Genomic DNA, 2,968 nt, shown 5'->3' with positions numbered 1-2,968 from the left:
ATCATCGCGGTCTACGGGGTCAACGATATGGCACCGTGGGGACACATGTATGTCAATCCTGGTCTAACAGAGCCAAAGCTATACCCGGTGGTCCATGCGAGCCAGGAGTTACGCGTCTATTTGTGACAACAGCAGGAGCGCTTCTTCCTTGCGAAAGGGTCAGCGAAACAACCAAGGACATGTATATCGGTACATTGGATTCAGGATTTGATTTAGGTCAAATTGAAAAGATGATCAATGTTTCAAAGCTGACCAGCGATTCATGTAAAAAATGTTGGGCATTTCAGCTGTGCACTCAATGCATTAAAAGCGCAGATTGCAAAGGAGTAATTAGCCCTGATTACAAGCGAACAGCATGCGACAACTCAAAACGAATTGCCTTTGATCGACTTAATCAGAAAATACTTCGCTTTGAGCTCCATAGACACGAAGTGTCCATTACAACGGCTCTTAAAAGGAACAAGCGATAAAAATCATGAAGACAATTGGACTTATATCTTTCACGAGAGCTGACTATCCTCTTCTAATTGGATTGCTAGGAATTGGCTACAATATTCGGGTATCAACACCGTGCGGCATTCTACCGGACGGCGCAGATGTTGCCAACCTTGTTAATTGCAAAGAAATTGGCATAAAAAATCGAATTAACTATGTAACGACAATCGATGAATCAGACCTGGTTGTCGTTTTATCGACGAAAGAAAGCGCCGCAGGACTCATAGAATTTAGTAAACACGCTGAAACCTATGCACATTCTGTAAATAAGAAGGTTGTCAGCCATCTCGCCACTGAACAAATTGAGTCTAGCAAAAGCGACATGCAGGAATTAGCCCTGATACCAAAAATTGTTGTCGGGAATCTATATACACCCGCCGATTCAACAATTACGTTTAGTAGCATCGTTAGCGAGATGAGAAAGCACCATCCCAATCTATGCGCTTTGAGCTTCAATCCTTTAAATGAAATCTGGGGCTGCAACACCCTTAGTTTTGATGGTGGCCAATCCGCCGTCATCAAAATGAATGAGCAGATCAACCTCATCATTGAGAATGATAAATCCGACCTAGCTCTATTAGAAACGCCCAATGTGCTTATGAAATACGACGATCACATTTTCGGAGATTACGGATTAGGATCGATTGCTGCATGTCGAGCTTTCTGCCCTGACTTGGCCATTATCAATATCCCATACACGATAGCCAACTACGACATAATGCTTGGGCTCATGCCCGTAATTGAAACGCTTACGCAAGCAGAGAAAGTTCAATTTGAAATTACAAACGAAGTACTTGACGCCACGGAAGGGCTGGAGACGCATAGATTTCAAATAAGCTATTCATCTAGCGATAAAGCTATTCAAGCAGCAAGAGAACTTCGACTAAGAGGAATGCCCTGTTTCTCAGCCAGCTTAGATCCAGAAGAATCATTACTATGCTGCAAAACAATCGAGAACGAGTTGTTTGATTTCGATATTGGGGTGCTGAAATGACAGCATATTGTAAAGATGAAACCATCTACGCAGAAATCGAAAAAGCGATTAGCGATATTAGAGATTTGGATTTGACTCAATTTGACCAAAATCTAAGAAATCAGCAATTGACCGACCCGCCATTCAACTTGTCCTCATCAGATTTAGTTCGACTGCTAATTTATCTTGAAAGCAGGTTTTCTGTTTACGTTGAGTACTCGTCGATTGAAAACCTAGGGTTCAACAGTGTTGAGGAGGTGAAGAAGGTAATAGAACAGTCAGAAACAATTGAACAATGGGAGGCAAATCATGAGAAGTATTCGTCCATTTAACATGCATGCAGTAAATAGCGCCATTCATTTTATTAGAAATTGCCCATGCGGTTATTGCAGCTGCATGTACTGCAACATACTGCGCAATTCTCCGCACGAAGCAGAAGTCGGTTCCAATTCGATCGAGGCGATGACGCGTGGTGGCTACTGGTCCTAAATCGAGCAAGACGGCTACAAACGAATATCGAATCTCAATTGAGGGTAACCCTTACCCGCATGATCTAGTTCTCATCAACCCAGCTGGAGATAACCTCAATATCAAAAGACATGGGTTTACGGGTCCACTAGGACAGCTATTGAGTCTAAAATATACCGTTTATGACGATGCAAATGAAAAACTCTTCACTGTCGTCGACGGTGGTTTTAGCAACATGCCCAGGGTTGCGCTCATCATCGAACACAAGGAAGTTGCGGTGTTTGATTATGGCCTAAACAGACTTGAGATGAAGTGCGTAACGAACATACCGAATTACTCAATAAAAGGTAACTTCCTATTTGGAGATTACGATATATTCAGCCAACGGGAAGTGAAGCTATCTTCAGTTATCGTCCTTCAATGTGCTAAACGATCGTGCTTTAGCATACAGGTTTTGGATAAAGCCGAATTAGCCGCCGCAATTGGAATACCCACAGCCATTGCCCTTCTGAGGGCTCGGATTGAAGAGCATCTCGAATAAATCGCAAAAAGCAGTTCGTAGCAACGTTCAGGAGCTAGATAGTTTTTTCTGGCTCCTGAAACTGTATTACATAGTCTGCAAATTGTTCGAAACCATGTCCATGATCCGCAATGATGACGATTCGCTCTTTCATCTCCTGTGCAACCACCACCTTCAAAAAGGATATCGAAGCATTATCTAAATTGTTGCAAGGCTCATCCAAAATAACAATAGAATAACTGCTCAGAAAGGCCCTACAAAGTAATAGAGAAGCCAGTTCTCCGCCAGACAAATTGTGTCCCCTAGCTCCAATGATGGGATTTACTTCAAATAATTTATCGAGGCTAAAACCCTTCAAAAGATAGATGAGTTTTTCAGAGTCAATATCTACAAGACCATAGTAAAGAGCCTTCCTGAAAGTTCCCCCCATTATCAAAGGCTCTGTTAGACCAGGATTGACATGCCGACCTGCCGGCTAACTCGCCGTCTCCCCGTCGGGCGCCGGCGTCTTG

4 protein-coding genes are annotated in these 2,968 nt (G+C 43.0%); 3 read left to right on the top strand and 1 reads right to left on the bottom strand.

Going from position 1 to position 2,968, the window contains the following annotated elements; genetic code table 11:
• The first annotated feature begins 35 nt into the window (after window positions 1-35).
• The 3 genes from AB5405_RS09630 (at window position 36) to AB5405_RS09620 (ending at window position 2,477) form a co-directional block, all read left to right on the top strand.
• Window positions 36-470 carry an SPASM domain-containing protein gene (locus AB5405_RS09630; RefSeq protein WP_368138330.1) on the top strand — a complete coding sequence of 145 codons (435 nt, stop codon included), beginning with the start codon at window positions 36-38 and terminating at the stop codon, window positions 468-470.
• Window positions 471-475: 5 nt separating this feature from the next.
• A complete protein-coding gene (locus AB5405_RS09625) occupies window positions 476-1,489 on the top strand; it encodes a hypothetical protein (protein WP_368138328.1) in 1,014 nt (337 codons plus the stop codon).
• A 451-nt stretch (window positions 1,490-1,940) separates the two neighbouring features.
• Window positions 1,941-2,477 (top strand): LURP-one-related/scramblase family protein, encoded by a 537-nt coding sequence (locus tag AB5405_RS09620; RefSeq protein ID WP_368138327.1) that lies wholly within the window; start codon window positions 1,941-1,943, stop codon window positions 2,475-2,477.
• 34 nt (window positions 2,478-2,511) lie between these two features.
• Here the strand turns inward: AB5405_RS09620 and AB5405_RS09615 are convergent, their stop codons facing one another.
• Entirely contained in the window at window positions 2,512-2,886 is a 375-nt protein-coding gene (locus AB5405_RS09615; protein ID WP_368138326.1) for a P-loop NTPase family protein, read from the bottom strand.
• Window positions 2,887-2,968: the final 82 nt, after the last annotated feature.

The organism is Collinsella aerofaciens, assembly GCF_040920445.1.
GTDB lineage: Bacteria > Actinomycetota > Coriobacteriia > Coriobacteriales > Coriobacteriaceae > Collinsella > Collinsella aerofaciens_BH.
Note: the sequence above shows the minus strand (reverse complement) of the source record. Positions and strands in the feature narration are given on the sequence as shown.